The sequence below is a fragment of the Pseudomonas sp. genome, assembly GCF_048265905.1.
Lineage (GTDB): Bacteria > Pseudomonadota > Gammaproteobacteria > Pseudomonadales > Pseudomonadaceae > Aquipseudomonas.
In genome coordinates this window covers 69,869-94,859 of sequence record NZ_JBLXAP010000007.1, presented here as the reverse complement: position 1 = coordinate 94,859, position 24,991 = coordinate 69,869, and the positions used below count along the sequence as shown (strand labels likewise).

21 protein-coding genes and 2 pseudogenes are annotated in these 24,991 nt (G+C 53.1%); 9 read left to right on the top strand and 14 right to left on the bottom strand.

Annotated features, from left to right (window positions below; translation table 11 throughout):
- Nucleotides 1-78: 78 nt before the first annotated feature.
- The 4 genes from ACN0UH_RS11665 to ACN0UH_RS11650 all read right to left on the bottom strand — a co-directional run bounded on the left by ACN0UH_RS11665 (nucleotide 79) and on the right by ACN0UH_RS11650 (nucleotide 3,584).
- Nucleotides 79-576, bottom strand: a complete 498-nt coding sequence (locus tag ACN0UH_RS11665; protein WP_087516756.1) for a DUF934 domain-containing protein — start codon at nucleotides 574-576, stop codon at nucleotides 79-81.
- A complete protein-coding gene (locus tag ACN0UH_RS11660) occupies nucleotides 560-2,218 on the bottom strand; it encodes a nitrite/sulfite reductase (protein WP_417662193.1) in 1,659 nt (552 codons plus the stop codon). Before ACN0UH_RS11660 ends, ACN0UH_RS11665 begins: the two co-directional genes overlap by 17 nt.
- Nucleotides 2,219-2,782: 564 nt before the next feature.
- Nucleotides 2,783-3,001 carry a DUF2970 domain-containing protein gene (locus ACN0UH_RS11655; protein WP_417662192.1) on the bottom strand — a complete coding sequence of 73 codons (219 nt, stop codon included), beginning with the start codon at nucleotides 2,999-3,001 and terminating at the stop codon, nucleotides 2,783-2,785.
- Nucleotides 3,002-3,110: 109 nt separating this feature from the next.
- A complete protein-coding gene (locus tag ACN0UH_RS11650) occupies nucleotides 3,111-3,584 on the bottom strand; it encodes an OsmC family protein (RefSeq protein ID WP_417662191.1) in 474 nt (157 codons plus the stop codon).
- 160 nt (nucleotides 3,585-3,744) lie between these two features.
- On the opposite strand from ACN0UH_RS11650, the gene ACN0UH_RS11645 reads away from it, so the two are divergent.
- Together ACN0UH_RS11645 and ACN0UH_RS11640 are read left to right on the top strand one after the other, a co-directional pair.
- Nucleotides 3,745-6,903, top strand: coding sequence for a DUF1631 family protein (locus tag ACN0UH_RS11645; protein WP_417662190.1), 3,159 nt, complete (start codon nucleotides 3,745-3,747; stop codon nucleotides 6,901-6,903).
- A gap of 129 nt (nucleotides 6,904-7,032) precedes the next feature.
- Entirely contained in the window at nucleotides 7,033-7,962 is a 930-nt protein-coding gene (locus ACN0UH_RS11640) for a ZIP family metal transporter (protein ID WP_417662189.1), read from the top strand.
- 19 nt (nucleotides 7,963-7,981) lie between these two features.
- On the opposite strand, the gene ACN0UH_RS11635 is transcribed toward ACN0UH_RS11640, so the two are convergent.
- Both ACN0UH_RS11635 and ACN0UH_RS11630 read right to left on the bottom strand, forming a co-directional pair.
- Nucleotides 7,982-8,494 (bottom strand): GNAT family N-acetyltransferase, encoded by a 513-nt coding sequence (locus ACN0UH_RS11635; protein ID WP_417662188.1) that lies wholly within the window; start codon nucleotides 8,492-8,494, stop codon nucleotides 7,982-7,984.
- Between the two features lie 108 nt (nucleotides 8,495-8,602).
- Nucleotides 8,603-8,839 carry a hypothetical protein gene (locus ACN0UH_RS11630; protein WP_417662187.1) on the bottom strand — a complete coding sequence of 79 codons (237 nt, stop codon included), beginning with the start codon at nucleotides 8,837-8,839 and terminating at the stop codon, nucleotides 8,603-8,605.
- A gap of 181 nt (nucleotides 8,840-9,020) precedes the next feature.
- Here ACN0UH_RS11630 and ACN0UH_RS11625 point away from each other — a divergent pair, with 181 nt between their 5' ends.
- A complete protein-coding gene (locus tag ACN0UH_RS11625) occupies nucleotides 9,021-9,323 on the top strand; it encodes a DUF1883 domain-containing protein (RefSeq protein ID WP_087516764.1) in 303 nt (100 codons plus the stop codon).
- Between the two features lie 57 nt (nucleotides 9,324-9,380).
- Here ACN0UH_RS11625 and metH read toward each other — a convergent pair whose 3' ends face one another.
- The gene (metH, locus tag ACN0UH_RS11620) at nucleotides 9,381-13,085 is read right to left on the bottom strand and encodes a methionine synthase (protein WP_417662295.1); all 3,705 of its coding nucleotides are present in this window, start codon (nucleotides 13,083-13,085) and stop codon (nucleotides 9,381-9,383) included.
- A gap of 162 nt (nucleotides 13,086-13,247) precedes the next feature.
- Here metH and ACN0UH_RS11615 point away from each other — a divergent pair, with 162 nt between their 5' ends.
- Entirely contained in the window at nucleotides 13,248-15,533 is a 2,286-nt protein-coding gene (locus tag ACN0UH_RS11615; protein WP_417662186.1) for a fatty acid cis/trans isomerase, read from the top strand.
- A 53-nt stretch (nucleotides 15,534-15,586) separates the two neighbouring features.
- On the opposite strand, the gene ACN0UH_RS11610 is transcribed toward ACN0UH_RS11615, so the two are convergent.
- Complete coding sequence (locus tag ACN0UH_RS11610) at nucleotides 15,587-16,324, bottom strand: DUF1223 domain-containing protein (RefSeq protein WP_417662185.1); 738 nt, start codon at nucleotides 16,322-16,324, stop codon at nucleotides 15,587-15,589.
- Nucleotides 16,325-16,477: 153 nt separating this feature from the next.
- Here ACN0UH_RS11610 and nfuA point away from each other — a divergent pair, with 153 nt between their 5' ends.
- The gene (nfuA, locus tag ACN0UH_RS11605) at nucleotides 16,478-17,062 is read left to right on the top strand and encodes a Fe-S biogenesis protein NfuA (RefSeq protein WP_087516767.1); all 585 of its coding nucleotides are present in this window, start codon (nucleotides 16,478-16,480) and stop codon (nucleotides 17,060-17,062) included.
- Nucleotides 17,063-17,122: 60 nt separating this feature from the next.
- On the opposite strand, the pseudogene ACN0UH_RS11600 reads toward nfuA, so the two are convergent.
- The 5 genes and pseudogenes from ACN0UH_RS11600 to ACN0UH_RS11580 form a co-directional block, all read right to left on the bottom strand.
- A pseudogene (locus tag ACN0UH_RS11600) lies at nucleotides 17,123-18,300 on the bottom strand (MFS transporter).
- A 1-nt stretch (nucleotide 18,301) separates the two neighbouring features.
- Nucleotides 18,302-18,556 carry a DUF1272 domain-containing protein gene (locus ACN0UH_RS11595; protein ID WP_417662184.1) on the bottom strand — a complete coding sequence of 85 codons (255 nt, stop codon included), beginning with the start codon at nucleotides 18,554-18,556 and terminating at the stop codon, nucleotides 18,302-18,304.
- A gap of 85 nt (nucleotides 18,557-18,641) precedes the next feature.
- Entirely contained in the window at nucleotides 18,642-19,637 is a 996-nt protein-coding gene (locus tag ACN0UH_RS11590) for a GlxA family transcriptional regulator (RefSeq protein ID WP_417662183.1), read from the bottom strand.
- 208 nt (nucleotides 19,638-19,845) lie between these two features.
- Complete coding sequence (locus ACN0UH_RS11585; protein ID WP_417662182.1) at nucleotides 19,846-20,115, bottom strand: hypothetical protein; 270 nt, start codon at nucleotides 20,113-20,115, stop codon at nucleotides 19,846-19,848.
- A 264-nt stretch (nucleotides 20,116-20,379) separates the two neighbouring features.
- Nucleotides 20,380-21,459 carry a patatin-like phospholipase family protein gene (locus ACN0UH_RS11580; protein ID WP_417662181.1) on the bottom strand — a complete coding sequence of 360 codons (1,080 nt, stop codon included), beginning with the start codon at nucleotides 21,457-21,459 and terminating at the stop codon, nucleotides 20,380-20,382.
- A gap of 210 nt (nucleotides 21,460-21,669) precedes the next feature.
- On the opposite strand from ACN0UH_RS11580, the gene ACN0UH_RS11575 reads away from it, so the two are divergent.
- Genes ACN0UH_RS11575 through ACN0UH_RS11560 form a run of 4 tightly spaced genes read left to right on the top strand, consistent with a single transcriptional unit; the run spans nucleotide 21,670 to nucleotide 24,319 of the window.
- Nucleotides 21,670-21,978, top strand: coding sequence for a PepSY domain-containing protein (locus ACN0UH_RS11575; protein WP_417662180.1), 309 nt, complete (start codon nucleotides 21,670-21,672; stop codon nucleotides 21,976-21,978).
- Nucleotides 21,978-22,292: a PepSY domain-containing protein gene (locus ACN0UH_RS11570; RefSeq protein WP_417662179.1), complete on the top strand. Its 315-nt coding sequence runs from the start codon at nucleotides 21,978-21,980 to the stop codon at nucleotides 22,290-22,292. Before ACN0UH_RS11575 ends, ACN0UH_RS11570 begins: the two co-directional genes overlap by 1 nt.
- Nucleotides 22,293-22,961 carry a response regulator transcription factor gene (locus ACN0UH_RS11565; protein ID WP_417662178.1) on the top strand — a complete coding sequence of 223 codons (669 nt, stop codon included), beginning with the start codon at nucleotides 22,293-22,295 and terminating at the stop codon, nucleotides 22,959-22,961. It begins immediately after the preceding gene.
- On the top strand, nucleotides 22,958-24,319 hold the full coding sequence (locus ACN0UH_RS11560) for a sensor histidine kinase (protein WP_417662177.1): 1,362 nt from the start codon (nucleotides 22,958-22,960) through the stop codon (nucleotides 24,317-24,319). The genes ACN0UH_RS11565 and ACN0UH_RS11560 overlap by 4 nt, the downstream gene beginning before the upstream one ends.
- 154 nt (nucleotides 24,320-24,473) lie before the next feature.
- Here ACN0UH_RS11560 and ACN0UH_RS11555 read toward each other — a convergent pair.
- Nucleotides 24,474-24,989, bottom strand: a pseudogene (locus ACN0UH_RS11555) (methyl-accepting chemotaxis protein); the annotation flags it as partial.
- Nucleotides 24,990-24,991: the final 2 nt, after the last annotated feature.

Here is a 24,991-nt window from a genome sequence, read left to right as displayed (position 1 = left end):
CCTGCGCTAATAAAAAATGCCCGGTGCAGTGATGCGTCGGGCATTTTAATGTCTAGCGCAGTCGTGTTCAGAGGCTGCTTAAGCGCGGCGGCGGAACAGCGGCAATGGCTGGTCACTCGACGCTTGGTAAACTTCTGAATACTCAGCAAAGGCCTTCAATGCGTCTTGCGGGTCTTTGTCTTCACGCAGAGCGAAGGCATCAAAACCGCAACGTTGCAAGGCAAACAGCTGATCACGCAGTACGTCACCGATTGCGCGAATTTCGCCTTTGTAGCCATAACGAGTGCGCAGCATATAAGCCGTCGATGAGTGACGGCCGTCGGTGAAGGCTGGGAAATTCAGGGCAATGACCTGAAAATTGTCCAGTTGGTCGGCAATCTCTTCGATCTCTTCACCGGCTTCCAGCCAAACACCCAAACCGCCGTCGCGGGCTTTAAGCGCGTGAGCGTGATCAGCCCATAACTCCAGCGGCACGATCAAGTCATCACAATTGGACAGGCCTTCGAGCGTCGCGTCTTTTGGCAGCAGGTGCCAGGTTTCGTCGATAATTTGGCCGTTCTTAATTATTCGCTGCATATACGCGCTCCTTAAACGGGTCGATACCGACGCGGCGGAAGGTGTCGAGGAAGCTTTCTTCATCATCACGTTTCTCAACGTAAACATTGATGATTTTCTCGATCACGCTGGCGACGTCGTCCTGGGCAAATGCTGGGCCAAGAATTTTCGCCAGGCTAGCGTCGCGGCCAGAGCTGCCGCCGAGTGAAATCTGATAGAACTCTTCACCTTTCTTATCGACTCCGAGGATACCGATATGGCCAACGTGGTGGTGTCCGCAGGCGTTCATGCAGCCTGAGATGTTGAGGTCGATTTCACCAATGTCGAACAGGTAATCGAGGTTATCGAAGCTGCGCTGAATCGCTTCGGCGATCGGAATCGACTTGGCGTTGGCCAACGAGCAGAAGTCGCCGCCCGGGCAGCAGATGATGTCTGTCAGCAGACCAACGTTCGGCGTGGCAAAACCGTACTCACGCAGCTCGCCCCAAAGGGTGAAGAGTTGAGCTTGTTCGATATCAGCCAGGATAATGTTCTGGTTATGGCTGTTACGCACTTCGCCAAAGCTGTAGCGATCGGCGAGGTCAGCGACAGCATCGAGCTGCTTGTCAGTCAAGTCGCCAGGGGCAACGGCGGTTGGCTTGAGTGACAGCGTAACCGCTACATAACCTGGCTTCTTGTGGGCAAAGGTATTGCGCTGACGCCAGCGGGCAAAGCCTGGGTGCTCAGCATCAAGTGCGGCCAGCTCAGCCTCTTGGTCTTGCAGGACTTTGTAGGCAGGGTCGATAAAGTGTGCGGCGACACGCTGGACTTCAGCGTCGGTCAGGGTGGTTGGACCATCCTTGAGGTGAGCCCACTCGGCGTTGACCCGTTCAGCAAAGACTTCAGGCGTCAGTGCTTTAACCAGAATCTTGATCCGAGCTTTATACTTATTGTCACGACGGCCGTAGCGGTTATAAACGCGCAAGATGGCGTCCAGATAACTGATCAAGTGCTGCCACGGCAGAAATTCGTTGATGAAGCTGCCGACAATAGGCGTGCGGCCCAAGCCGCCACCAACCGATACGCGAAAGCCCAGTTCGCCAGCCTCATTGTTGACCGCTTCAAGGCCAATGTCGTGCACTTCAATCGCTGCTCGGTCGCTAACGGCACCGTTCACAGCAATTTTGAATTTACGCGGCAGATGGGCGAATTCCGGGTGGAATGTCGACCACTGACGAATGATTTCGCACCATGGGCGGGGGTCGATCAATTCGTCTTTGGCAACACCAGCAAATTGGTCGGTGGTGGTATTGCGGATACAGTTGCCGCTGGTTTGGATCGCGTGCATTTGCACGGTTGACAGCTCAGCAAGTATCTCTGGGATATCTTCCAGCTCGCACCAGTTGAACTGTACGTTCTGACGAGTGCTGATGTGCGCATAGCCTTTGTCGTAATCACGGGCAATGGTTGCCAGCTTACGGACTTGCTTTGAAGAGAGCAGGCCATAAGGTACTGCGATACGTAGCATTGGCGCATAGCGCTGGATATACAGACCGTTTTGCAGGCGCAGCGGGCGGAATTCAGCCTCGCTCAGTTCGCCAGCCAAATAACGGGTTGTTTGATCACGGAACTGCTTAACGCGGTCCTCAATGATGGTTTGATCGTACTGGTCGTAAACGTACATGACGGGTCCTGTTATCAGGCTGCATAGCTTCTATTCATGATTTGCTGTCGGTAATTTAAGGTGACAGTCAATCGGTCAAACGCATTTAGCGAAAAGCATAAATAGCTATTTACAGCAAAACTGCGCGCACGGCCGCGCACTCCGACGGAGGCGTTGGAAGATACCAGTTCAGGGTTATACGCAAAAGTGATGTTTCAATATATGGAAAGAACTTAAAGCTCTAAGCCGCTGAAGATGCATAACCGCAGTGCTTGAGCAAATCGCATACCTGGTCTTTACTCAAGGGCGAATCAGGCATAATCATAATAACTGCGGGGGTGCTCATGAATGATCAAATCGAGCCGGATTCGGCCGACAGTGCTATCGACGCCAAGGCAATTTTTGTCTTGATCATTATTGCTGTGGCGACCGCTGTGTACTGGGTGAGCCATCAGTAAAGCAAGTCAACGCTAGTTCAGATCAATAAGCCGCGCTTTTGTGCGGCTTATTTTTATGCGCCGTTCATGCGGATTATCCAGCACTGATGTTGCACTGTCAGTATCTGGGGCGGCGGCGAGTTCTTAGTCAAATGCCTGAGAAGTACAGCACCAGTTGTACGACACCTGCGATCAGCAAAACGAAACACACGGTGAATAGCACACCCAATATTATAAATTGGCGGGGCTTGCCACGACTGAAATCGCGGCTTCGGTTCTTGCCGCTTTGCACGCCAAATGCAGCGGCTAAAACGCTGTGCAGCATTTCCCAGGTGGTTAGCGGCTTATCATCTTGATTGTCACCCATAAATGGTTCCTTGCTCATGAGTGTGGTTCTTCACTGAGTTTAGCTGTTTATTGGTAAAGCCAAGCGCAGCTGGCTTGCGCTATTGCCCTTAAGCCGACAGCTGTATTGCTTAGCTGGCAGCGAACACGGGCTGGCAGTCAACTGTGGTCAATACCGAGTTGGCAATAAAGCATTGATCATGGGCCTTGTGGTGCAATTCGGTGAGTTGTTCGTGGGTTGGGCTTTTGTCAGCTGCAAAGGTTACTTGTGGGAACAGCGTCACCCGTGTCATGGCTATTCGGCCTTGAGCATTCTTAGCCATCAGCCCAACTGGGTTGTCCACATACTCATCGACCTCAAAACCCTGTTTGGCCGCAAGACCTAAAAACCAAAGCATGTGGCAGCTTGATAGTGAGGCGACAAACGCTTCCTCTGGATCGACTGCAGCGGGGTCAGAATAGGGCAGTGGTACAACGTGCGGTGAAGAGGATGCAGGCACCTGTACGCCGCCGTCAAACAGCCAACTGTGGGCTCGGCTGTAGCGATTATTCAAGAAACTTTGAGTGCCGCGCTGCCACATAACTTTAGCTGTGTATTCACTCATTTGAGTTCCTTAATCTTGGCTATGGAGTGAGAGGTAAACCTTACACCATCGGCATGCGTCAGAGTTTGAGTTAGAGTGTTTAACAAGCAGTGAGCAAGACCGATAGCCCGGTATAGGGCGCTCGGTCGTCTCGGCAGGGAAGCAACGTCATGCAGGAGGCATGCGCTTGATATCACGCACCTCACCACCCGCGTTGATTGACGCATTGAGTTCGATCGTCCAAATCCAATTGCCCAAAGCACTCGCTCAATCACTTAGCGTTCTAGTGCTGGAGTTAAAAAACAGTGCGCTGAAAGCATTCTCCAATCAAGACGCGCAGGCCTTCGACGAGGCCATCAATTTTTGTGATCTTCACGGTCCAAAGTTGGTCCGTGAGTGCGTGAAGACTATTCAACGTGGCCTGTCGTTAACGCCCAGTTTTGGGCAGCAGGTACAGACAGGCCATGAAGAGCTGGCACTGGTTGAATATTCAAAGTTTGAAGCCCAACTGTTGGTGGACACGGTTGTGCGTACTGTTCGTGAAGCGTTGGCCGAGCATGAGCTGAATCTGTGTGGCTGTTTTAGTCAGATGATTGGGCAGCACATTGCGAATGCGGAGAATCCATTTTCGCTCGACTATTTGCTGCATAGCTGGCTGAAGGGTTTCAATCTGGGAGCTCGGCCGGAACCGGTTCGGAATGTGTTTCTAGCTCAGATGTGTGCGGTTCTGCCGCAGTCATTGGCTGCTTATTTCAAGGCGCTCTCAGCTGAGTTTGCTCAGCAGCAGATCTCGCCTCTTTCGCCTTCATCGACTTTTGCGATAAATCAAGAACGTGACGTTGTTTATGAGGTCAGTGGGCAGCCCAACCCAGAGGTAACACTGAGCACTATTCAGTGCGAGGTTCTTAAAAGCATCTTGCACTGCCAGCCTCCAGCTCATGGTTGGACGGCAAGCAGCCTGTTGCAGCATCTTGAAAGTAGCGGTTTTTACTTAAACGAACGTCAGCGTGAAGACACGCATTTGGTCAGTGGCGTGTTTCAGTCATTGCAACAAGAGCCGGTAATGATCGAGACGCTAAAACCCGCATTGCAGAAGCTTATGCTGCCCGTGCTGGACGCCACGCTTAGAGAGTCCGGGGCGCTCTCAGATGAAAACCATCCAGTACGCGGCACCCTTGATCGCTTGTTGCAGCTTGCAGGTGCGTGTGCGCCGCCCAACAAGTCATTAGAAGCGCGTGTAGATACTTTAATTGACCGTTTGGTGGCTAATTACCAAGGAAATAGCCATTCATTCTCGAGGTTAAATACAGCGCTTGAAGAGCTAATTGAGCTTCAGCAGCGCACTTACCGGCGGCGTGTCGAACGGGTTGTACAAATCTACCGTGGCCAAGAAACCTTGTTTGAGGCCAGGCGTGATGTTGATCAACGGTTGAGTGAAGCACTTGGTTCGCATCCACCAAAGTTGTTGCTTGAGTGGTTAGAAATGGGCTGGCGTGACTTGCTAGTACATAAACGGATACGCGCAGGCAGCGACAATAATTCGTGGCTGACGGACTTGGATCTTATTCGCAGGCTGGCAGATTATCTGCTCTCAGCAACGTCAAGATGCAGCCCGGATGAAAGGCTCGCACGCGAGCGGGATGTCGATCATCTGGTGTCGACCATTTGCTGGCAACTGGATGAGTTTGGCATCGCTAATGCGGGCAGCAAGCTGATTCTGGAGAAGCTGCGCGAGCAGATAGTGTCGGGGCAGGTTGTTGAGTTGGGGGAGTTATGTGCGCCGCATGTACCGAGTTCTCCGGTTTCCTCTGAGTTGCAAGATTGCCTTGAGAGCCTTGAGGAAGGGGACTGGCTGCAAGATGCAGATGGCCACGCACTGCAGTTAATTTGGCGCAGTGTAAATAAAGACCGCTATTTACTGGTCGATAACAAAGGCGCTCAGGTGAGCGACCTGACCAGCGTTGAGCTGAGTGAGCGTGTCGCTAAAGGACAGCTTCAGATCGAACAAAGTGGTAGCCGTAATAAAGGCGTCATCCAGCGCACGCTGCAAGATCTTGTGGGCCGCTTGTATCGAGAAATTGCTCATGCACGAAGCCATGACGAGCTAACCGGGCTTCTCAACCGTCAAAGCTTTGAAGGGCTGGTCGTGAAAAGTCTGTCGTGCACAGGTAACACTGCATATTTTATTGCACAGATTGATCAGTTCAGTGTGCTCAATAGCCATGCAGGTGTAATGGCGGGTGATGCCTGCCTTAAACATGTTGCACTGGCGCTTCAACAAATATTGCCCAATGAAGGATCGTGCGCCCGTTTAGGTGGTGGCGAGTTTGCCGCGATGATTCCCGAGTGTGATGAGGCTGACGCCTGTGCATTAGCTGAAACGCTAGGTGTTTCGATAGCGGGGCAAACGTTTAATTGGCAGGATCAAAGCCATGCTATAACCCTGAGTATTGGTGTCGCGCAACGCGTTGAAAGTGATGATCTGGCTAGCGTATTTAGCCATTTGTACACGGCGTGCAACCTGGCGAAGGAGTCGGGCCGCAACCAAGTTCATCGCTTTAGCGTTTCTGAATATGATGAGCGCGTAAGGCTATCGGCGATCGCCGCTCGGGTCGACGACATCATCAAGCGTGAAGATATCTCATTGCGTGTTCAGCAAATTGCCAGGGCTGAGCTTAACTCACTTGAAGTTCCACATTACGAGCTGTTGCTGGTGATGGAGAACGAATTACCGCTACATGATTTCATTGCCGCTGCCGAGCGTTATAACCGCATGGGCAAGGTCGATCGCTGGGTGCTCATCCGCGCATTTAGTCAGCTCGAAAAAGCTCCCGACCTGTGGGATCACTGCTCATCAATCTCGATCAATTTATCGGGCAGTAGTTTAAATGATGAGAGGCTGCTGGGTTTTATTGAGGGACTTTTCACACGCTACGCGATTGAACCGCGACGCATTTGTTTTGAAATTACCGAAACTGCAGCTGTGGCCAACCTGGCACGGGTTGCTGATCTAATCCGTCAGCTACAACAGCTTGGATGTTCGTTCGCGCTTGATGATTTTGGGGTTGGTTTTTCGTCGTTCGATTACCTCAAACGCTTGCCTGTCGATATCGTCAAGATTGATGGCAGCTTTGTACGTGAGATCACTCATTCGCAGAGCGACCTGGCAATGGTTCGGTCGATCAATGAGGTCGCCCACGAATTGGGTCGAGTTACGGTTGCTGAGTACGTTGAGGACCAAGCTACTCGACAGCTGTTGATCGAAATAGGCGTGGATTTTGTCCAAGGCTATGGCGTGCAAATGCCGCGTAGTTTTCTTGGTTTGCTGTCCAATATATGACTACAAGCACAGCACTGTAATGAAGCATCCAGCAATGCATTCGCACTATCAACGCAATAAGCGCTTTGGGCTTGTATCGACAGATTTGCCCATGGATAGTAGTCATCCAATTTTTCGGTACTGATCGCTATGCACACGACGCAAGCCGACTACGCAAACTTCCGCGCTGCCTGGGTCGCCCAGGCTCAGGCCAACCCTTGGATTACGGCTGGTTTTTTTGGCGCATTGTTGGCGATTATCTATCTGTTGATCTCAACCGTGGTCAACACCTCAGATGGCGAGCACGCTGAGCGTCTACGCTATGCTTTTTATGCAGGTAGCGCAGGTTTTCTGGCGACTGCATTGGGCGCGGTATTAGCGGTAGCACTTAAGCAGATCAGTAGCCGTACACAGGATTGCATGCTTGGTTTTGCGGCTGGAATGATGCTTGCCGCGAGCTCCTTCTCGCTGATTTTACCGGGGCTGGATGCTGCAAAAGAGATAACCGGTAGTAGCATGTTCTCAGCTGCGACCGTTGTTCTGGGGCTAGGTTTAGGCACGGTGTTGATGCTTGGGTTAGACCGTTTGACCCCACATGAGCATGAAAGCACCGGGCCTTGCGGGCCTAACTCCGAGCGAATCAATCGGGTCTGGTTATTTATCTTTGCCATCACATTGCACAATTTGCCGGAAGGCATGGCCATGGGGGTTGGTTTTGCGGGTGGCGATTTCAGCGTTGGCATACCCTTGGCCAGCGCTATTTCGATTCAAGACATACCCGAGGGCCTGGCTGTCGCCCTGGCGCTGCGCACCACTGGACTGTCGACGCTCCCAGCGGCACTGATCGCAATCGCAACCGGCTTGATGGAACCCATTGGCGCATTGATTGGCGTGGGTATTTCAAGCGGCTATGCCTTGGCTTATCCGCTAAGTCTGAGCCTGGCAGCAGGCGCCATGTTGTTTGTGGTATCTCATGAAATCATCCCTGAAACGCACCGCAATGGCCATCAAACCAGCGCCACTATGGGCCTGATGGGTGGTTTTGCGCTGATGATGTTTCTCGATACGGCGCTAGGCTGATTGCGCGACTGATCGAGACTCAACCAATCACACAGCTCATGTGTATTTTGCTGAGATAATGGCTGTTGAAGGCTATGGCCATTGGCTCAATACCAAACTGCTTAAATCCACAGCTTTGATACAGGGCAATTGCCGCAGGATTAGTTTCACTGACGGTCAGTTGCATCAGCTTGATACCGCTGCGATTGCTGGCCAGCAGCAAGGCTTGCTCCACTAATTTGCGAGCGAGGCCTTGACCACGATGAGCTTCAACCACGTATAAGCCAAACAGCGTGGCTTTATGTCGGGTTTTTTCCTGGCTTTTGAAAGAGACACCAACTACCGCACAAAGCTTGCCTTGGTCGTCGTGCGCGCCCAGAACCACTGAATGGGGTTGTGGTGCATCGCTAAGCCGAGCTTGCCACCAAACCAATGGTTTTTGTTCACGCTCGTGTGTTGTCGAGGTGAATACATCAGGGTGCGCGCTGTAGGCGGCAAGCATCAGCGATCGATAGGTCTGAGCATCAACTGGTTTTAGTGGGCGAATCAGCATTTGGCAGTCTGTGAACCGGATGGGTGACAATTAACCCATTTGTAGCTGGGCTATTCAAGCCAGTGACAATGACTGTTTATTTTCAGCGTCTGCAGAGTGCTTAACCGACTATTTGAGCTGTTTCAGGCGATGAGCAAGGTCTTGCTTCTTGGCCTCTAGCTGTTTATCGGTTAATTGACTGTTGTCGGCAACCGCTTGGAGTTGGCGCAGGATTTCAGCTTGCTGCTGTTCCTTGTTGCGCAGCGCTTCAGCGCGTTGAGTGATGCGCCGTAGTACGCAATAGAACACAATTAATGCGGCTACGCAGAGTATCAACAACAGAAGATAAACAGTATTTAGCGACAAATCGTGCGCCTTTGAGTGCGAAGTGAACCTGTAGTTTAGCGGTTGCCAGCAGGCTTTAACGCGACTTGTAGCGCAAACAGGCTGATCTTGGGCTCAACAGTTTATTTTTAATCAAGCACGCAAACGGCTATTCCCGACATATAATAGCCATTGGTTTGCTTATAGCTGCGTGGAGCGGTCGATGAAATTCATACATCAGCGTGAACATCTCAATGAAGACGATCTTGTCGTTATCGAGTGCTCACAAACCTGCAATATCCGTCTGATGAACGACGCGAATTTCCGCAGTTTTAAAAACGGTGGTCGTCATACCTATCACGGCGGTGCATTTGATAAATTTCCGGTGCGCATCACTGTGCCGAGCAGTGGCTTCTGGAATATCACCATCGACACGGTTTCGCGCAAGGCGATCAGCGTGACGCGTAAACCTACGCTCAAGCATTCGATCAAGCTGGTTCGCCGTTCTGAGTCCAAGTTCAGCTAAGGCTGACGGTTGGAAGAAAAAAGCCCGCATATGCGGGCTTTTTTGGGCCTGATGATTTTAGTCGTCATAACCCAAGTTCGGCGCAAGCCAGCGCTCGGTTGTGCGCAGTTCTTGCTGTTTGCGGGCGGTATAGCTCTCGACTTGGTCTTTATCAATCTTGCCGACCGCAAAGTACTGCGCCTGTGGATGAGCGAAATACCAGCCGCTGACTGAGGCAGCCGGGAACATTGCGTAGTGCTCGGTGAGAAAAACGCCGCTCTGCTGATTATCGTTAAGCAGGTCGAACAAGGTGCCTTTCTCGGTGTGGTCGGGGCATGCAGGATAACCCGGAGCAGGGCGGATGCCTTTGTAGGCTTCCTTGATCAACTCATCATTGCTCAGTTGCTCTTCTGGGTCGTAACCCCAGTAGTTTTTACGCACTTGCTGGTGCAGCCACTCTGCGCACGCTTCAGCAAGGCGATCAGCCAGTGCTTTGACCATGATCGAGTTGTAGTCGTCGCCTTTGTCCTGATAGGCCTTGGCGACTTCTTCTGCGCCTATGCCTGCGGTGGTGATAAAACCGCCGATATAGTCCTGTACGCCGGAGTCTTTCGGTGCGACAAAGTCGGCAAGCGAGAAGTTTGGTTTGCCATCGGGCTTGATGGTCTGCTGGCGCAGGTGATGCAGTTTGGCCAGTGGCTGGCCGTCATCGCCGTATACCTCGAGGTCATCGTGATCGACCTGATTGGTTGGCCAGAAGCCCAATACGGCGCGAGCACTGATCAGCTTTTCATCAATCAGTTTCTTGAGCATTTCCTGGGCATCGGCAAACAGCGCGGTTGCAGCTTCACCGACGACTTCATCGGTGAGAATGCGTGGGTATTTGCCCGCCAGATCCCAAGAGATGAAGAACGGCGTCCAGTCGATAAACTCGGCCAGTACCGCAAGGTCGATATCTTCCAATACCTTGACGCCGGTGAAGGTCGGCACGGTTGGTTGATAGCTGGCCCAGTCAAATTGCGGCTTCTTGCTGATCGCATCGCTGTAACTCAAGCGTTCGGTGCGCGCGCTGCGGTTGGCCGTGCGTTCACGGACTACCGCGTAATCTTCACGGGTGCGCTTAACGAAGTCTGCTTTGAGTTCCTTCGACAACAGTTGCGTGGCGACGCCTACTGCGCGCGAGGCGTCAGTCACGTAGATCACTGCGTCGTTTTGATACTTGGGTTCGATCTTCACCGCGGTGTGCGCTTTGGATGTGGTTGCGCCGCCGATCATCAGCGGCAGGGTAAAGCCTTGGCGCTGCATTTCACGGGCGACGTGAACCATTTCGTCGAGCGATGGAGTGATCAAGCCAGACAAGCCGATAATGTCGCACTTTTCAGCGATAGCGGTTTGCAGGATTTTCTCAGCTGGCACCATCACGCCAAGATCGACGATGTCATAGCCGTTACAGCCGAGCACTACGCCAACAATGTTCTTGCCGATGTCATGAACATCGCCCTTGACCGTGGCCATCAATATCTTACCTTTGGCTTCTGGTTTGTCGCCTTTTTCAGCCTCGATGAACGGAATCAAGTGAGCCACGGCTTGCTTCATCACCCGCGCAGACTTAACCACCTGAGGCAGAAACATTTTGCCGGAGCCGAACAGGTCGCCAACGATGTTCATCCCGCTCATCAATGGGCCTTCGATCACCTCGATCGGACGCGCGCACTGCTGGCGGAATTCTTCGGTGTCTTCAACGATAAACGCGGTGATGCCTTTAACCAGTGCATGCTCAAGCCGTTGTTGCACGGCGAAGCCGCGCCACTCTTCGGTTTCAGCTTCTTTAACGCTGCCGTCGCCTTTGTATTTATCAGCCAGGGCAAGCAGGGCGTCGGTGCCATTGGCCGTGCGATTGAGCACTACATCTTCCACGGCGTCGCGCAGTTCAGTTGGGATTTGGTCGTAAATCTCCAATTGACCAGCGTTAACGATACCCATGGTCAAACCATTTTTGATCGCGTAATAGAGGAATACCGAGTGAATCGCCTCGCGTACCGGGTTGTTGCCACGGAATGAGAAGGAAACGTTGGATACCCCGCCAGAGGTCAGCGCGTAGGGTAGATTGTCGCGGATGTAGGCGCAGGCATTGATAAAGTCGACTGCATAGTTGTTGTGCTCTTCAATGCCGGTGGCAATGGCGAAAATATTCGGGTCGAAGATGATGTCTTCCGCTGGAAAGCCAACTTCATTGACCAATATGTCGTAGGAGCGCTTGCAGATTTCTTCTTTGCGGGCTTGAGTGTCAGCCTGACCGTCTTCGTCAAAGGCCATTACCACCACGGCGGCGCCGTAGCGTTTGCACAGCTTGGCGTGGTGCTTGAACTGCTCAACACCTTCTTTCATCGAGATCGAGTTAACGATGCCCTTGCCCTGAATGCACTTGAGTCCGGCTTCGATTACCTCCCACTTGGAGGAGTCGATCATGATCGGCACGCGCGAGATATCCGGCTCGCCAGCAATCAGGTTGAGGAAGGTGACCATGGCATGCTTCGAATCGAGCATGCCTTCGTCCATGTTGATATCGATCACCTGAGCGCCTGCTTCGACCTGTTGCAGGGCGACTTCGAGCGCTTCGGTGTAATTGTCTTCACGGATCAGCCGGGCGAATTTGGCTGATCCGGTGATATTGGTACGCTCACCAACGTTGACGAACAGCGAGTTGCGATCGATGGTAAATGGCTCAAGCCCCGACAGGCGACAGGCTTTAGGGATATCAGGCAGTGCCCGGGGCGCATACTTGGCCACGGCTTCGGCAATCGCCTGAATGTGGCCTGGGGTGGTGCCGCAGCAACCGCCAACGATATTTAAAAAGCCTGATGCGGCAAACTCTTCAACCACTGCCGCCATTTCAGCTGGGGTTTCGTCGTATTCCCCGAAGGCATTTGGCAGGCCAGCGTTGGGGTGCGCAGAAACGTGGGTTTCTGCTTTGTTCGACAGCTCTTCCAGGTACGGGCGCAAATCTTTAGCACCGAGCGCGCAGTTTAGCCCTACAGAAATTGGCTTGGCGTGTCGCACCGAGTTCCAGAACGCTTCGGTGGTTTGGCCCGACAAGGTACGGCCTGAGGCGTCAGTAATGGTGCCAGAGATCATGATTGGCAATTCGACGCCAAGGTCTTCAAATACTTGCTGTACAGCGAAAATTGCTGCTTTGGCGTTGAGCGTATCGAATATGGTTTCGATCAAAATAAGGTCGCTGCCGCCTTCAATCAGGCCGCGTGTCGCTTCTGTATAGTTTTCAACCAATACATCGAAAGTGACGTTGCGATAGCCGGGGTTGTTGACGTCTGGCGATATCGAGCACGTGCGGCTGGTTGGGCCGAGTACGCCCGCGACAAACCTAGGTCGGTCCGGGGTCTCAGCGGTCTTCGCATCGGCTACCTGACGCGCCAGGCGAGCGCCTTCAACGTTGAGCTCATAAGCTAGCGATTCCATGCCGTAATCAGCTTGCGACACGCGAGTGGCGTTAAAGGTGTTGGTTTCGAGAATATCGGCGCCGGCGTCTAGATAGGCTTTCTCGATGGCGCCAATCACGTCAGGCCTGCTAAGGATCAACAGATCGTTGTTGCCTTTGACATCGCTCGGCCAGTCGGCAAAGCGTTCACCGCGGTAATCTTCTTCTTCCAGTTTATAGCTTTGGATCATCGTACCCATACCGCCGTCGAGAATCAGAATGCGATCCTTGAGGGCTTGCTGAAGAGCGAGAGTGCGGACGCTACGATCTGACAAAGACATGGACAGAAATACCTAAGAATTACGGAATACAGAAGGGCGCGATGATAGCAAACCTGCACGCTTTTGCAGCGCATGCGGATGAACATGAATTTTATTCATGATGAAAGGCGATAGCCACGCAAAAGCCCGGAAGCTAGAATCAGCGCACAGCTCTATAAGGATGTGGAAATGCAGTATCGTTCAATTATCTCGGCATGTTTTGCCTTGGTCAGCCCATTGCTTGCGGCAGAACAAGTTTCCTACAGCAAAGATATTCAGCCGATCTTCACTAAGAATTGCGTAGCTTGTCACGCCTGTTATGACGCACCTTGCCAGCTTAAGCTCGAAAGTGGTGAAGGGGCGGAGCGTGGTGCCAGTCAATCTCCGGTATATGACGGTGCGCGCAAAAAAGCCCAGAATCCTACGCGCTTGTTCCTTGACGCTCACACCGTGACTGAGTGGCGGAACAAGGGCTTCAACTCGGTACTCGATCAGCAAGGTGGCCAGGCTGCATTAATGGCGCGCATGCTCAAACTTGGGCACGAGAACAACACTTACATCCCCAATAGCAAGCTGCCCGATAAACTCGATCTCGGTATCGACCGAGCCAATCAGTGCAGCTTGCCTGGTGAGTTCGACAAGTACGCCGCCAAGAATCCGTCTGCAGGCATGCCTTTCGCTGTAACCGGATTGACTGCTGAAGACTACCAAACCTTGCAGAGTTGGTTAGCCAATGGTGCCCCGGTCGATAAATCAGTACCGGTCGCAACGCCTGCTGAAATAACGCAGGTACAAGAGTGGGAACGTTTCTTTAACCAACATGGTGCGCGTGAGGAGTTAGTTTCGCGTTGGTTATATGAGCATTTATTCCTTGCGCACTTATATTTTGACGACGGTAAAACCCGGCATTTCTTCCAATTAGTGCGCTCACGCACTCCAAGTGGAAAACCGATTGACCCGATCGCCACGCGTCGCCCTAACGAAGACCCAGGCATCGAATTTTATTACCGCTTGGCAATGGTGCCTGATGTCATTGTGCACAAGACACATATCACCTATGAGTTGAGTCGCAAGAAGATGGCGCACATCAAGTCAATGTTCTTCGACCCTCAATGGACGGCTGACGCCATACCCGGCTACGGTGCGCAGCGCCGGGCTAATCCGTTTGAAACCTATAAGGCAATCCCGGCTGAAGCGCGTTATCAATTTATGCTGGATGACGCGGAGTACTTTGTCCGGACCTTTATTCGCGGCCCGGTTTGCCGTGGCCAAATTGCCACAGACGTGATTCGCGATAACTTCTGGACGTTTTTCCAGGACCCCAAGCACGACCTGTACATCACCGATCCAGAGTACCGCGCAGAGGCGACCCCCTTGCTGGCGATGCCGGGTCAGTTTGATGACATTGGTACCTTGGTCGGTATGTGGGACGATTACCACGACAAGCGTAATGAATACGAAGAGTTGCGCAGAGATCGTTATGAGGACGCGCCGTTACCCAGTTGGTCCAATATCTGGTCTGGAAATGATCAAGCCTTGCTGTCGATTTTCCGCCAATTTGACAGCGCGACCGTACGACGTGGCTTGATCGGTGGCATTCCGCAAACCATTTGGTGGATGGATTACCCGCTGCTGGAACGAACCTATTACCAGTTGGTGGTGAATTTTGATGTGTTTGGCAACGTCGCCCATCAGGCGCAAACACGCTTGTACTTTGATTTGATTCGCAATGGCGCTGAGCAGAACTTCCTGCGTTTGATGCCAGCGGATTCACGCGAAGATATATTGAAGGACTGGTACCGCAACAGCGGTCGTCTGAAGTTGTGGCTCAACTATTACGAAGGTATCGACACTGACACCAAAACCGCGCTTTCACTTGATCCCAAGCAGCCAAAGCATGATTTTGCCGAGCAGTTGCTGATGCGTTCAGGGGATTTGAATGTCGCACCTGACCCCATAAATCGCTGCACAGACGGTCATTGCTACCAAGCGGATTCCGAGCCACAGATGCAAAGTGCTGAACAAGCATTAAGCCGTCTGGTGAATAAGCCGGCAGCCGGTCTCAAGGTAATTCATCAATTGCCTGAAGCGACAATGCTTCGGGTTGAGGCCGCCAACGGCAAGCGCAACATATACAGCCTGCTACGAAACCGAATGCACAGTAACGTTGCCTTTATTGCGGGTGAAGGGCTGCGCTATGAACCCGGACTCGACACCTTGACTGTTTATCCTGGGGTAATGAGCAGCTACCCGAATTTTATCTTCAATGTCCCGGCGCAAGAGATGCCAGCGTTTGTCAGCGCACTTGAGCAAACCAAGAACGCAGAGGCATTCGAGAAGGTGGTTGATCGTTGGGGGATTCGCCGGACTCATCCGGACTTCTGGCGCTACTTTCATGATCTGACGCGCTACATCGAGGAGACAGATCCGGTGCAAGCGGGCGTATTGGATATGAATCGCTACAAAAACCTTTAGCCGCTGCTGAACAAGAATCAGCGCACAGTGTTTCTGTGCGCTGATTGCGAGGGTTATTGGCTAATCCAGCCGCCAACCGCTTGATAAGGCGCAGGATCGCCCGGTGCACCAAGCCAGGCAACCACGGCCTGGCGTTCACCGCGCGGATCTTTATGCAGCTTGGTACGCCAGTGGTTGTCGCTGGTTGCACTAACCTGTTGCAGGCTCAGGACCACAAAGTCGTGCTTGATGGTTTTGCCTGCGTTCTCGCCCTTGGTTATCTGAGTATCTATGCCAAAGCCGAGGCGGGCGAGATACAGGGTAAGCCCCTTTGGCGGTGCTTGTTGAGGCTCAAACTCTATCTCGACGTCATTATTGTTGAGGCTCAACTGTAGCGTGCCAACGGCCTTTTGCTTTTCAGGCAAGCGCAATGGTTGATTTTGAAACCAGCCACGCCATTCATGACCGGCTACGACAAAGCCAGGTGTATATACCGAACTGGTGCCACCAGTCCGGGCATAGGCACGTTGCCGTGCGCTATAGCTTTGATTGGCAAAAGGGTCTTGCCAGCCCAGGTAATCCCAATAGTCGACATGAAATGCAAGAGGAATGACTTGCTTCCATAAGTCAGGTGACTGAGTGAGCGATGACAGCCATTTTTCAGCCGGCGGGCAAGAGCTGCAACCTTGAGATGTATAGAGTTCCAGCACGCTGGTGGGTTGTTCTTTGCTGGTAAAGGTAAGTGCCGAGCCGTGAGCGACAGCGCTAGCTAAAAGCATTGCGGCGGGCAGAACTTTCCATGATTTTTTCATCGATCGGTGTCTCCGCTAAGCCTGCATGGTGATAGATACTGGACGGATGAGACACTGTGTTGTTACAGGAAGATTTAATCCGACAAAAATACTCGGGCTTTATCAAATGGGCGCTGTTGTCGTACACTGCACTTATGTTTGCGAGGAGTTGCCATGAGCACTATCACTATTACCGACGCTGCCCACGATTATCTAGCTGATTTGCTGAGCAAGCAGAACACAGCGGGCATCGGCATTCGCGTATTTATTACCCAACCGGGTACCCAGTATGCTGAAACCTGCATTGCTTATTGCAAGCCGGGTGAGCAGAAGCCTGAAGACACAGCGCTCGGCTTGGCCAGCTTTACTGCATGGATTGACGCAGTCAGTGAACCGTTTCTTGACGATGCAGTGGTTGATTACGCGACTGACCGCATGGGCGGCCAGCTGACGATCAAAGCACCTAACGCCAAGGTGCCGATGGTTAATGAAGACAGCCCGATCAACGAGCGTATCAATTACTATCTGCAAACCGAGATCAATCCGGGTTTGGCCAGCCATGGCGGGCAAGTCAGCTTGATCGATGTGGTTGATGAAGGCATTGCCGTTCTGCAATTTGGCGGCGGCTGCCAAGGCTGTGGTCAGGCTGACCTGACGCTTAAGGAAGGCATCGAGAAAACCCTGCTTGAGCGTATTCCAGAGCTTAAAGGTGTTCGCGATGTGACCGATCACAGCAACAAGGAAAATGCTTACTACTAAGCTGCAGCTGTAGTGATCAAAGGCGCCTCAATGGCGCCTTTTTTATTTGTGTTTAACCGCTTACGCCAGTTGTGTGCGCCGACTTGGGATTAGCATCAGCAGTACGATGACGATCAGCGGCAGAATGCTGATATTGACGGCATTCCAGCCAATTGTGCTGATCAATGCACCTGAGGCAAATGAAGCACTGGCTGCCACCGAGCCATTGCCCAGTTCCATCAAGCCTTGCGCATGACCCCGTTCAGCCGGTGTATGTCCTTGGGCGAGCAGGGTGGTTCCAGCAATTAGCATCAAGTTCCAGCCTAGGCCGAGCAAGAACGAACTGATTAAAAACTGGTCGCGAGTGATACCGCTCATGGCAATGGCTGCGCTGACCAAGAGTACGCCGCTGCCAATGACCGCAACTCGCCGACTACTCAGCGTATCGACCAGACGCCCAGCGACAAACGCAGGCAGGAACATGCCAAGCATGTGCCACTGCATGACCAGCGCGCTGGTTTCGATGGATATGCCGCAGTCACGCATAGCCAGTGGAGTGGCATTCATCACCAGAATCATCAAACCGTGACCAATTGCAGTCGTGGCAATGGCGGCGCGCACCACGGGTCTGCGTAATAGTTCACGCATGGCCGACCAACCGCCGGTACTCGCTATCGGCACCGCCCCTTGAGGTAGCTTGCTGAGTACGCCAGCTGCGATAAGGGCCAACGCTGCCATCATCAAATAAGCACCGGTGAAAGGTGTGTCCAAGGCGTTTTTTGACCAAAGTGCTAGCGTCGGCGCAATTAGCGCGGCAACCACGCCGCCGCCGACTACATAGGCGCTGGCGCGACCTTTTGCCGACTCAGGCACCGCCTCCAGCGCGGCAAAGCGGTAATACATGGCCGATGCTTGATAGGCGCCGATGGGCAGCGCGCCTATGCACAAGATGTTGAAGTCACCGAGCCAGACACCCAGAGCACTGATCAAGCCGCCTAATACACCGCAAGCGGCGCCAAGAAGCAGTCCCGCACGCCTGCCGTTGCTTTGCATGTATAGCGACAGTGGTTGCACAGCCAACAAATTACCCAGCACCAGCAATGCCAAGGGCAAGGTCGCGAGAATGTTCAATGGCGCCAGTTGCAGGCCAGTTGCAGGCCAGTTAAAGCGGTCAAGGTGATGCCAATCATTGAGCAGCACCAATACAAGGCCTGACAAATGAATAAACGAGCAATGGTTGGCTGCGTGATCAATGCCATGTCAGTGAACTCCACGTGCTTGTTCTGGGCTCGGACAAGCCTGCTGTGCAGAGGTTTGTGGTGACTCAAGCAGCTTTGCAATTGCCCGGCGCGGGCGTGGCACTAGTTCACCCGAGCAGTTGGGGCATTTAAGCTGTAAATGCTCAGTGGCGCAGTCTCGGCAAAACGTACATTCATACGAGCAAATAAATGCAGCGTCGCTGTCGCCAGGCAACTCACGGTCACAACGTTCGCAGTTTGGGCGTAATTCGAGCATAGAAAGTCCTTACCTCACGGCTGTGAAGCATGATTGTGGATCTAGGGGCAATTAGCCGACGCTGAACGCGGCTAAGATAAGCAAGTCAGGTAAAGCGCTGCGTGTATTCCTGCGGGCTTACCGACAAATGCTTCTGGAATGTACGTCGCAGGTTTTCCGGATGGCCAAATCCTGTGAGCCTGGACACGGTACTGATCGAAGCCTGTGCGTCTTGCAACAGGTTGCGCGCGGCCTCTAGGCGGACTTTCTCGACGTATTTGCCGGGGCCAACGCCCAGCTCTTGGATAAACACCCGCGACAGGGTTCGTGGCGTCATGCAGGCTTGCGCGGCCAAGACCTCAAGGGTCAAGTCTTCACCGATTTGGGTCGGAATCCAGTCGAGCAACGCGGCTAATCGAGGTGTGCGGCTTGGCTCGGGACTGAGTAGGGCGCTGAACTGTGCTTGACCACCTGGACGGCGCAAAAACATGACCAGTCGGCGTGCAACTGAAAGCGCCATAACCCGGCCCAAATCGGCTTCGATCAAGGCCAGCGCCAGGTCAATTCCTGCGGTGACGCCTGCGCAGGTAAATACATGGGCGTTACCTTGCGTGTCGCGTGCGTCGTAGGTGTGCAGTTGATCGCCCAGAACTTCGACGTTTGGGTGGGTGCGGCGTAGCGTGTCGATATCTGCCCAATGCGTGGTCGCACGGCGACCATCGAGTAAGCCAGTGGCAGCCAGAATCAGCGCTCCAGAGCACACGGAGCCCAGTCTGCGGATGTGTGGCTCACTAGCCCGCAACCAAGCCAGCAATGGTTGATTATTGATTTGCACGCGCTCACCAATGCCGCCGGGAATGAGCAGGGTGTCGATTTGATCCGCTTGAATTTCACTGAGCGTCCGTTGCGCAATCACCTGAATCCCGGCGGAGGAGGCAACCGGGCCAGCTTGCTCAGCGAGCAATAAAGTTTGGTAGTAGTCCGGCAAACCCTGACGCTGGCGCTCGACGTTAGCTGAGGCGAACACCTGCAATGGGCCGATTGCATCGAGGCTCATAAAATCAGGGTAAATAAGGCAGGCAATGGTCTTAAGCGCATCCATGGGGCTTTCCAATCGAAATTGGCTCAGTGAGCGATGGATGCAGTGTGCGCTCAAGGGTGATGTGGCAACAAGGACATGAATCCCACAGATATTGCCAAAAATTCGATTTAGCAGAGCTCTTTGTGCTGAGTCTGCCAAATATTCAGGCCCCGCTGCGCTCAACGACAAACTGAGCGGCGCAGCGGTAACCTGAGAAGCAGCCGCTAAATTAAGCTGGCATGCTCCAAGGTGCGAGGTCGAAACCTTTGCGGCTCAACTCTTCACGAGATTCTGTGATCACCTTGGCCAGTAGCTCAGGGTTGGTGTAGATGCTGCTCGACAGCTGGGTGCGGCCTAGCAGGCGAGTACTGGTACGGTCGAGGACCGTTAGCGTCAGCTCGTCAGTGCCATTTTGTGGCGACCATGCGACACATTGAAACGGTTGGAAAGCGCGGTCGACAATTAATAGTGCTTCATTGCAACGCAATTGTGCGTCCATTGGGTCAGTGACTCCTGGTTAGTCCCAAAAATGTGAAAGTCAGCAAGCGCTTGGCTTTATTGACTCTTCACAGTGTTGATGACTGTTGTTGACCTATAAGTCACATATCAGTTCTAAAAAAGGTGGATTTTTTCATTAAAAGTGTGTTTGCACTGACCTACGGCAATAAAACGCGAGATTTTTCGCTTTTTATTGCCGAATAACGCACGGCTTATATAGGTATGAATCAGGTCGAATCAATGATTTATCAGATAGTCTTGAGAATCAGAGTGGGATCAACCTATCGTTCAATTGACTGGTTTCGGTTAGCTGCAAAAACTCATCGCCCAAACGCTGGCTTTCCTGCATTGCTGTGCGCCAGTAACGTTCACGCCCGGCATCGTCGCCAAGAAAACGGGTGAAGTCTTTTCGATCTGGTAGCTTGCCGTACGGAAGTTTGGCCAAATATTCGCTTGATGGCGCGAGCAGCAATACATTCTGTAATCGACCGCTGTCGCCGCGGCGCCAAGGCATGGTCTTGTCAAACCAGCCGGGAATAATCTTATCGGTGAAGTGTGGGTACAGGACGATGTCGTCGCCGCTGTAAGGCAGGTCGAGGTGGTAGTCAAGCAGACCGCCATCGCGGTAAGTACCGTCGCCAGCTCCGGGAATATTACGCACGCCTTCCATCACCATGGGAATTGAGCCGGAAGCTAAGAGCGCGTGACGTAGATTTTGGGTGTCGAGTGGTAAATAGCGCGAAGGGAAGTCGGTCAGCGGATGCAGCGGTGGAGCCAGTCTGGCGTCATGCAGAATGACTCGCTCGAAATGGCGGGCCAGTCGCGACCGCGCCAACAGGTTATTACCGATAACCGAAGATAAACCCAGGCCGAGTACGCCTCGATGATCATGCGCAAGCAAGCCGTGACTTTTCACTACGACGATGTTCAGTCGGTAATTAGGATTATTCAGCACTGCTGCGTCCTGGCCTTCGAGCAACTCATCAAGCATGACTCTGCAACTCTGGGAGATTTCAGCCATGGTCACGCCCTTGGCAAAACGCTGCGCGGTATACAGCTCTCCAAGGCGGCGTATGCCTTGCGCGGCATCGGGCAGGCAAGCGCTGACAAAGCGCCAGGAACCAATCGAAGCGCCAATCAGCGAGCGTTCCCGTGGTGCTTTGGGTAGCCATTCACCGAACAAGGCAAGATCAAGCCCCTGAATCCCCAGCGCCTTCGGGCCGCCAGCTGCGCCCGGCAAAGTTCCTATATCTGCTGGTTGCAGGCCGCGTTCGCGAATACGCGCAATGGCTCGTGACCCCGCTTTAAGGGTTAGGGCAGGGGTTTTGATAATAATCGCGCTCATGTTCATCTCCGTCACGCAAGGCAGCGATTATAGAGCGTCTAGCGCGCAGGCCAAGTGACTTCACTGTGTGAATAGCTGACGCTAAAGGGCGCCTGAAAAGCCAGAGGTTTCCTACATTGATTGTCAGTCGAGTGTGGGTTTATTCAGCTTGGTTTAAGTCAAGTTGAGTAAGGTGTTCAGCATCGACAACAACCCTATGGGAGACCGATTATGAAACGCTTTGCAACTCTGGGCATGATCGCCGTGCTCGGGCTTTGTGCTGGCATGGCCAGCGCCCGTGATCTTGGCCCGGATGAAGCCGTAAAACTGCGTGACGCCGGAACCGTCAAAGACTTCCAGGTACTTAATGAACAGGTGTTAAATCTGCATCCCGGCGGCCGGATTGACGAAACTGAACTGGAGCAAGAGTACGGTAAATACATTTACAAGCTCGATGTTCAGGATAAAGACGGCATCAAATGGGATGTTGAACTCGACGCCAGCACTGGCAAAATGCTCAAAAACCATCAGGACGACTAATGAAGGTCCTGCTTAAAACATTTCTGCTGGCAGGGTTGCTTGCCCTTACACTGTCTCAGACTGCGTACTCACGCGACCTTGATCAGGATGAAGCCTTGCGCTTACGCCGTGAAGGCGTAATACAGCCACTTGAGCAGCTTATGCGTCCTGCCATGCAACGTTATCCGAATGCTACGTTGCTGGAGGCGGAGCTTGAGAAAGAAGATGATGTACTAGTCTATGAAATTGAGCTCCTGACGCAGCAAGGCCAGGTGCGTGAATTGGAACTGGATGCCCGGGATGGGCGAATCCTGAAGGATGAGGAAGACGACTGAATGCGCCTGTTGCTGGTGGAAGACCATGTACCCTTGGCCGATGAATTACTCGCCAGTTTAACCGCACAAGGCTATGCCGTTGACTGGTTGGCTGATGGCCGTGATGCGGTTTATCAGGGAGCGAGTGAGCCTTACGACCTGATTATTTTGGATCTGGGTTTGCCCGGTCTTCCCGGTCTCGATGTATTGCAGCAGTGGCGCAGTGGCGCGCTTGCAACTCCGGTGTTGATTCTGACCGCCCGCGATTCCTGGTCTGACCGCATCGCGGGTTTGAAAGCCGGTGCCGATGACTATCTGAGCAAACCCTTTCACCCCGAAGAGTTGCAGCTACGAATTCAGGCCCTATTGCGCCGTGCCCGCGGCCTGGCCAACCAGCCACAGCTTGAAGCCGCTGGCCTGCAGCTTGACGAAGGGCGTCAAAGCGTTATGCAGCAAGGCACTGAAATAGACCTCACAGCTGCGGAGTTTCGCCTGTTGCGCTATTTCATGATGCATCCTGGCAAGATTCTATCGAAGAGTCATCTGGCCGATCATTTATATGATGGTGAAACAGAGCGCGATTCCAATGTGATTGAAGTTCACGTCAATCATCTGCGCCGCAAGCTTGGTCGGGAAGTGATAGAAACCCGCCGTGGCCAAGGCTATCGCTTTAGCAGTGCCAGCAATTGAGATCAATGCAACGGCGTTTGAGTTTAGGCCTTGTGGCGGTTCTGCTGGTCGTTGGGTTACTGCTGGCACAAGCCTCGTTATGGGTGATTGAGCACAGTTTGCGTGAGCAGATCGAACTCAGGCTCAAAGATGAAGCCGAGTCGCTGATTGTCGCATTGGTACGTGGCCCACAGGGCTTCCAACTGAATGAGGAGCGGCTTAGCGCGGCATACAAACGTCCGTACTCAGGATTGTATTTTCGCATTGATTTCGCTGACACAACATGGCGTTCTCGCTCCTTGTGGGACAGTGAATTACCGCCGGGAAAAATGCCTGGATTGCAAGACGGCTTGAGCGAAGGCCCGCAAGATCAACGCTTGCTGACTTACCGGGGGGATTATCAGCGCTTCGGGGAGAAACTGATTATCTACGTGGCCGAGGATTACACACCCATCCTCAAAAGCGTACGCAATGTGCAAATTATCGGTCTTGGGCTCGGACTCGGAGCCTTGATTCTGATTCTGATCCTGCAGCGCAGCATCGTTCGCCGTGCTTTGCGTCCGCTGGAAAACACCCGCGAGCAGATTGCCCAGTTGCAACAAGGCCAACTCAGCGCTTTAGATAACCAAGTACCGATCGAGCTTGAGCCGCTGGTGGAACAGATCAACCATCTTCTGGCTCATACCGAGGAAACCTTGCGCCGTTCGCGTAATGCTTTGGGTAACCTGGGCCATGCATTGAAAACACCGCTGGCGGTGTTGGTTAACCTGTCGTCGCGCAGCGAGTTACAGGCTCATCCAGAGTTACGCAAAAAACTTGAAGAATCTCTTGAACAAATCGGGCAGCGCTTAGGGCGTGAGCTCAATAAAGCGCGTCTTGCCGGTGAGGCGTTGCCCGGTGCGCATTTTGATTGCGCTGCAGAGTTGCCCGGTTTGTTCAGTACGTTGCAGATGATTCACAACCGCGGCTTAAAACTCGACTGGCAAGCACCGCTTGGCCTGCGTCTGCCATGGGACCGCGAAGACTTGCTCGAACTACTGGGCAACTTGCTGGATAACGCCTGTAAGTGGGCTAATTCTCAGGTGCTGTTGTCGATCACGGCCAACGCCAAGGGCTATCAACTTGAGATCGGTGATGATGGGCCGGGGATTACAGCTGAGCGCCGTGAAGACGTTTTGAGCCGTGGGATTCGCCTTGATGAGCAAGTCAGTGGTCATGGCTTGGGCCTGGGCATTGTCCGCGACATCGTCGATGCTTGGGGCGGTGAGATCACCTTGGGAGAAAGCCCGCTAGGCGGCTTGAATGTATGTATCGTGCTGCCGCCACGGCACATAAGTCTCCAGCACAAGCTGAATACGGATCATGGGCCGACTGCGTAGCGTTAGCGCAGAGCGATCCGCGCCAAATCATCCCCTTCGAAACATCTTCAGGTTGCTACTCGCAGCCCAGAGGTAGGGATTGAAGAGTTGCCAAGCAGCTCGGTTATCAGTGATTACTGGTCACAGATAACCGAGAGCTGGGTGGGGCGGGCGCTTAAACCCGGAATTGATCCATCAGGCTTTGTTGCTGGTTGGCCAGGCGGTTGAGATCCTGGCTGACTTGCGCGGACTCATCAGCCTGGCTGGTGATTGACTCGGTGACATCGCGTATCGAGGCCACATTGCGATTGATTTCCTCCGCCACCGAGCTTTGCTCTTCAGCGGCACTGGCAATCTGCAGGTTCATATCGGTAATGATGCTGACGGCCTCGCTGATGCGCTGCAGTGCGGCAACCGCATGCTCAACTTGTTCAACGCTGCCTTGAGCCTGGCGGTGGCTGCTGTTCATGGTGCTGACCACTTCACGCGTGCCGCTTTGCAGACCTTCGATGACCTGACGAATTTCCTCCACGGAGTCTTGCGTGCGCTTAGCCAGGCTGCGAACTTCATCGGCAACCACGGCAAAGCCTCGACCTGCTTCACCGGCACGCGCCGCTTCAATGGCGGCGTTCAGTGCCAGAAGATTGGTTTGCTCGGCGATGGAGCGAATCACTTCAAGTACCGAACCGATCT

What these genes read in the sequence shown, in the direction of transcription:
- ACN0UH_RS11655 (WP_417662192.1), bottom strand. Translation starts at nt 3,001, where the DNA reads ATGGGTGACAATCAAGATGATAAGCCGCTAACCACCTGGGAAATGCTG.
- ACN0UH_RS11615 (WP_417662186.1), top strand. Translation starts at nt 13,248, where the DNA reads ATGCAGTATCGTTCAATTATCTCGGCATGTTTTGCCTTGGTCAGCCCA.
- ACN0UH_RS11580 (WP_417662181.1), bottom strand. Translation starts at nt 21,459, where the DNA reads ATGAGCGCGATTATTATCAAAACCCCTGCCCTAACCCTTAAAGCGGGG.
- ACN0UH_RS11660 (WP_417662193.1), bottom strand. Translation starts at nt 2,218, where the DNA reads ATGTACGTTTACGACCAGTACGATCAAACCATCATTGAGGACCGCGTT.
- nfuA (WP_087516767.1), top strand. Translation starts at nt 16,478, where the DNA reads ATGAGCACTATCACTATTACCGACGCTGCCCACGATTATCTAGCTGAT.
- ACN0UH_RS11665 (WP_087516756.1), bottom strand. Translation starts at nt 576, where the DNA reads ATGCAGCGAATAATTAAGAACGGCCAAATTATCGACGAAACCTGGCAC.
- ACN0UH_RS11585 (WP_417662182.1), bottom strand. Translation starts at nt 20,115, where the DNA reads ATGGACGCACAATTGCGTTGCAATGAAGCACTATTAATTGTCGACCGC.
- ACN0UH_RS11635 (WP_417662188.1), bottom strand. Translation starts at nt 8,494, where the DNA reads ATGCTGATTCGCCCACTAAAACCAGTTGATGCTCAGACCTATCGATCG.
- ACN0UH_RS11645 (WP_417662190.1), top strand. Translation starts at nt 3,745, where the DNA reads ATGCGCTTGATATCACGCACCTCACCACCCGCGTTGATTGACGCATTG.
- ACN0UH_RS11610 (WP_417662185.1), bottom strand. Translation starts at nt 16,324, where the DNA reads ATGAAAAAATCATGGAAAGTTCTGCCCGCCGCAATGCTTTTAGCTAGC.
- ACN0UH_RS11625 (WP_087516764.1), top strand. Translation starts at nt 9,021, where the DNA reads ATGAAATTCATACATCAGCGTGAACATCTCAATGAAGACGATCTTGTC.
- ACN0UH_RS11570 (WP_417662179.1), top strand. Translation starts at nt 21,978, where the DNA reads ATGAAGGTCCTGCTTAAAACATTTCTGCTGGCAGGGTTGCTTGCCCTT.
- ACN0UH_RS11565 (WP_417662178.1), top strand. Translation starts at nt 22,293, where the DNA reads ATGCGCCTGTTGCTGGTGGAAGACCATGTACCCTTGGCCGATGAATTA.
- ACN0UH_RS11575 (WP_417662180.1), top strand. Translation starts at nt 21,670, where the DNA reads ATGAAACGCTTTGCAACTCTGGGCATGATCGCCGTGCTCGGGCTTTGT.
- ACN0UH_RS11650 (WP_417662191.1), bottom strand. Translation starts at nt 3,584, where the DNA reads ATGAGTGAATACACAGCTAAAGTTATGTGGCAGCGCGGCACTCAAAGT.
- ACN0UH_RS11590 (WP_417662183.1), bottom strand. Translation starts at nt 19,637, where the DNA reads ATGGATGCGCTTAAGACCATTGCCTGCCTTATTTACCCTGATTTTATG.
- ACN0UH_RS11640 (WP_417662189.1), top strand. Translation starts at nt 7,033, where the DNA reads ATGCACACGACGCAAGCCGACTACGCAAACTTCCGCGCTGCCTGGGTC.
- ACN0UH_RS11595 (WP_417662184.1), bottom strand. Translation starts at nt 18,556, where the DNA reads ATGCTCGAATTACGCCCAAACTGCGAACGTTGTGACCGTGAGTTGCCT.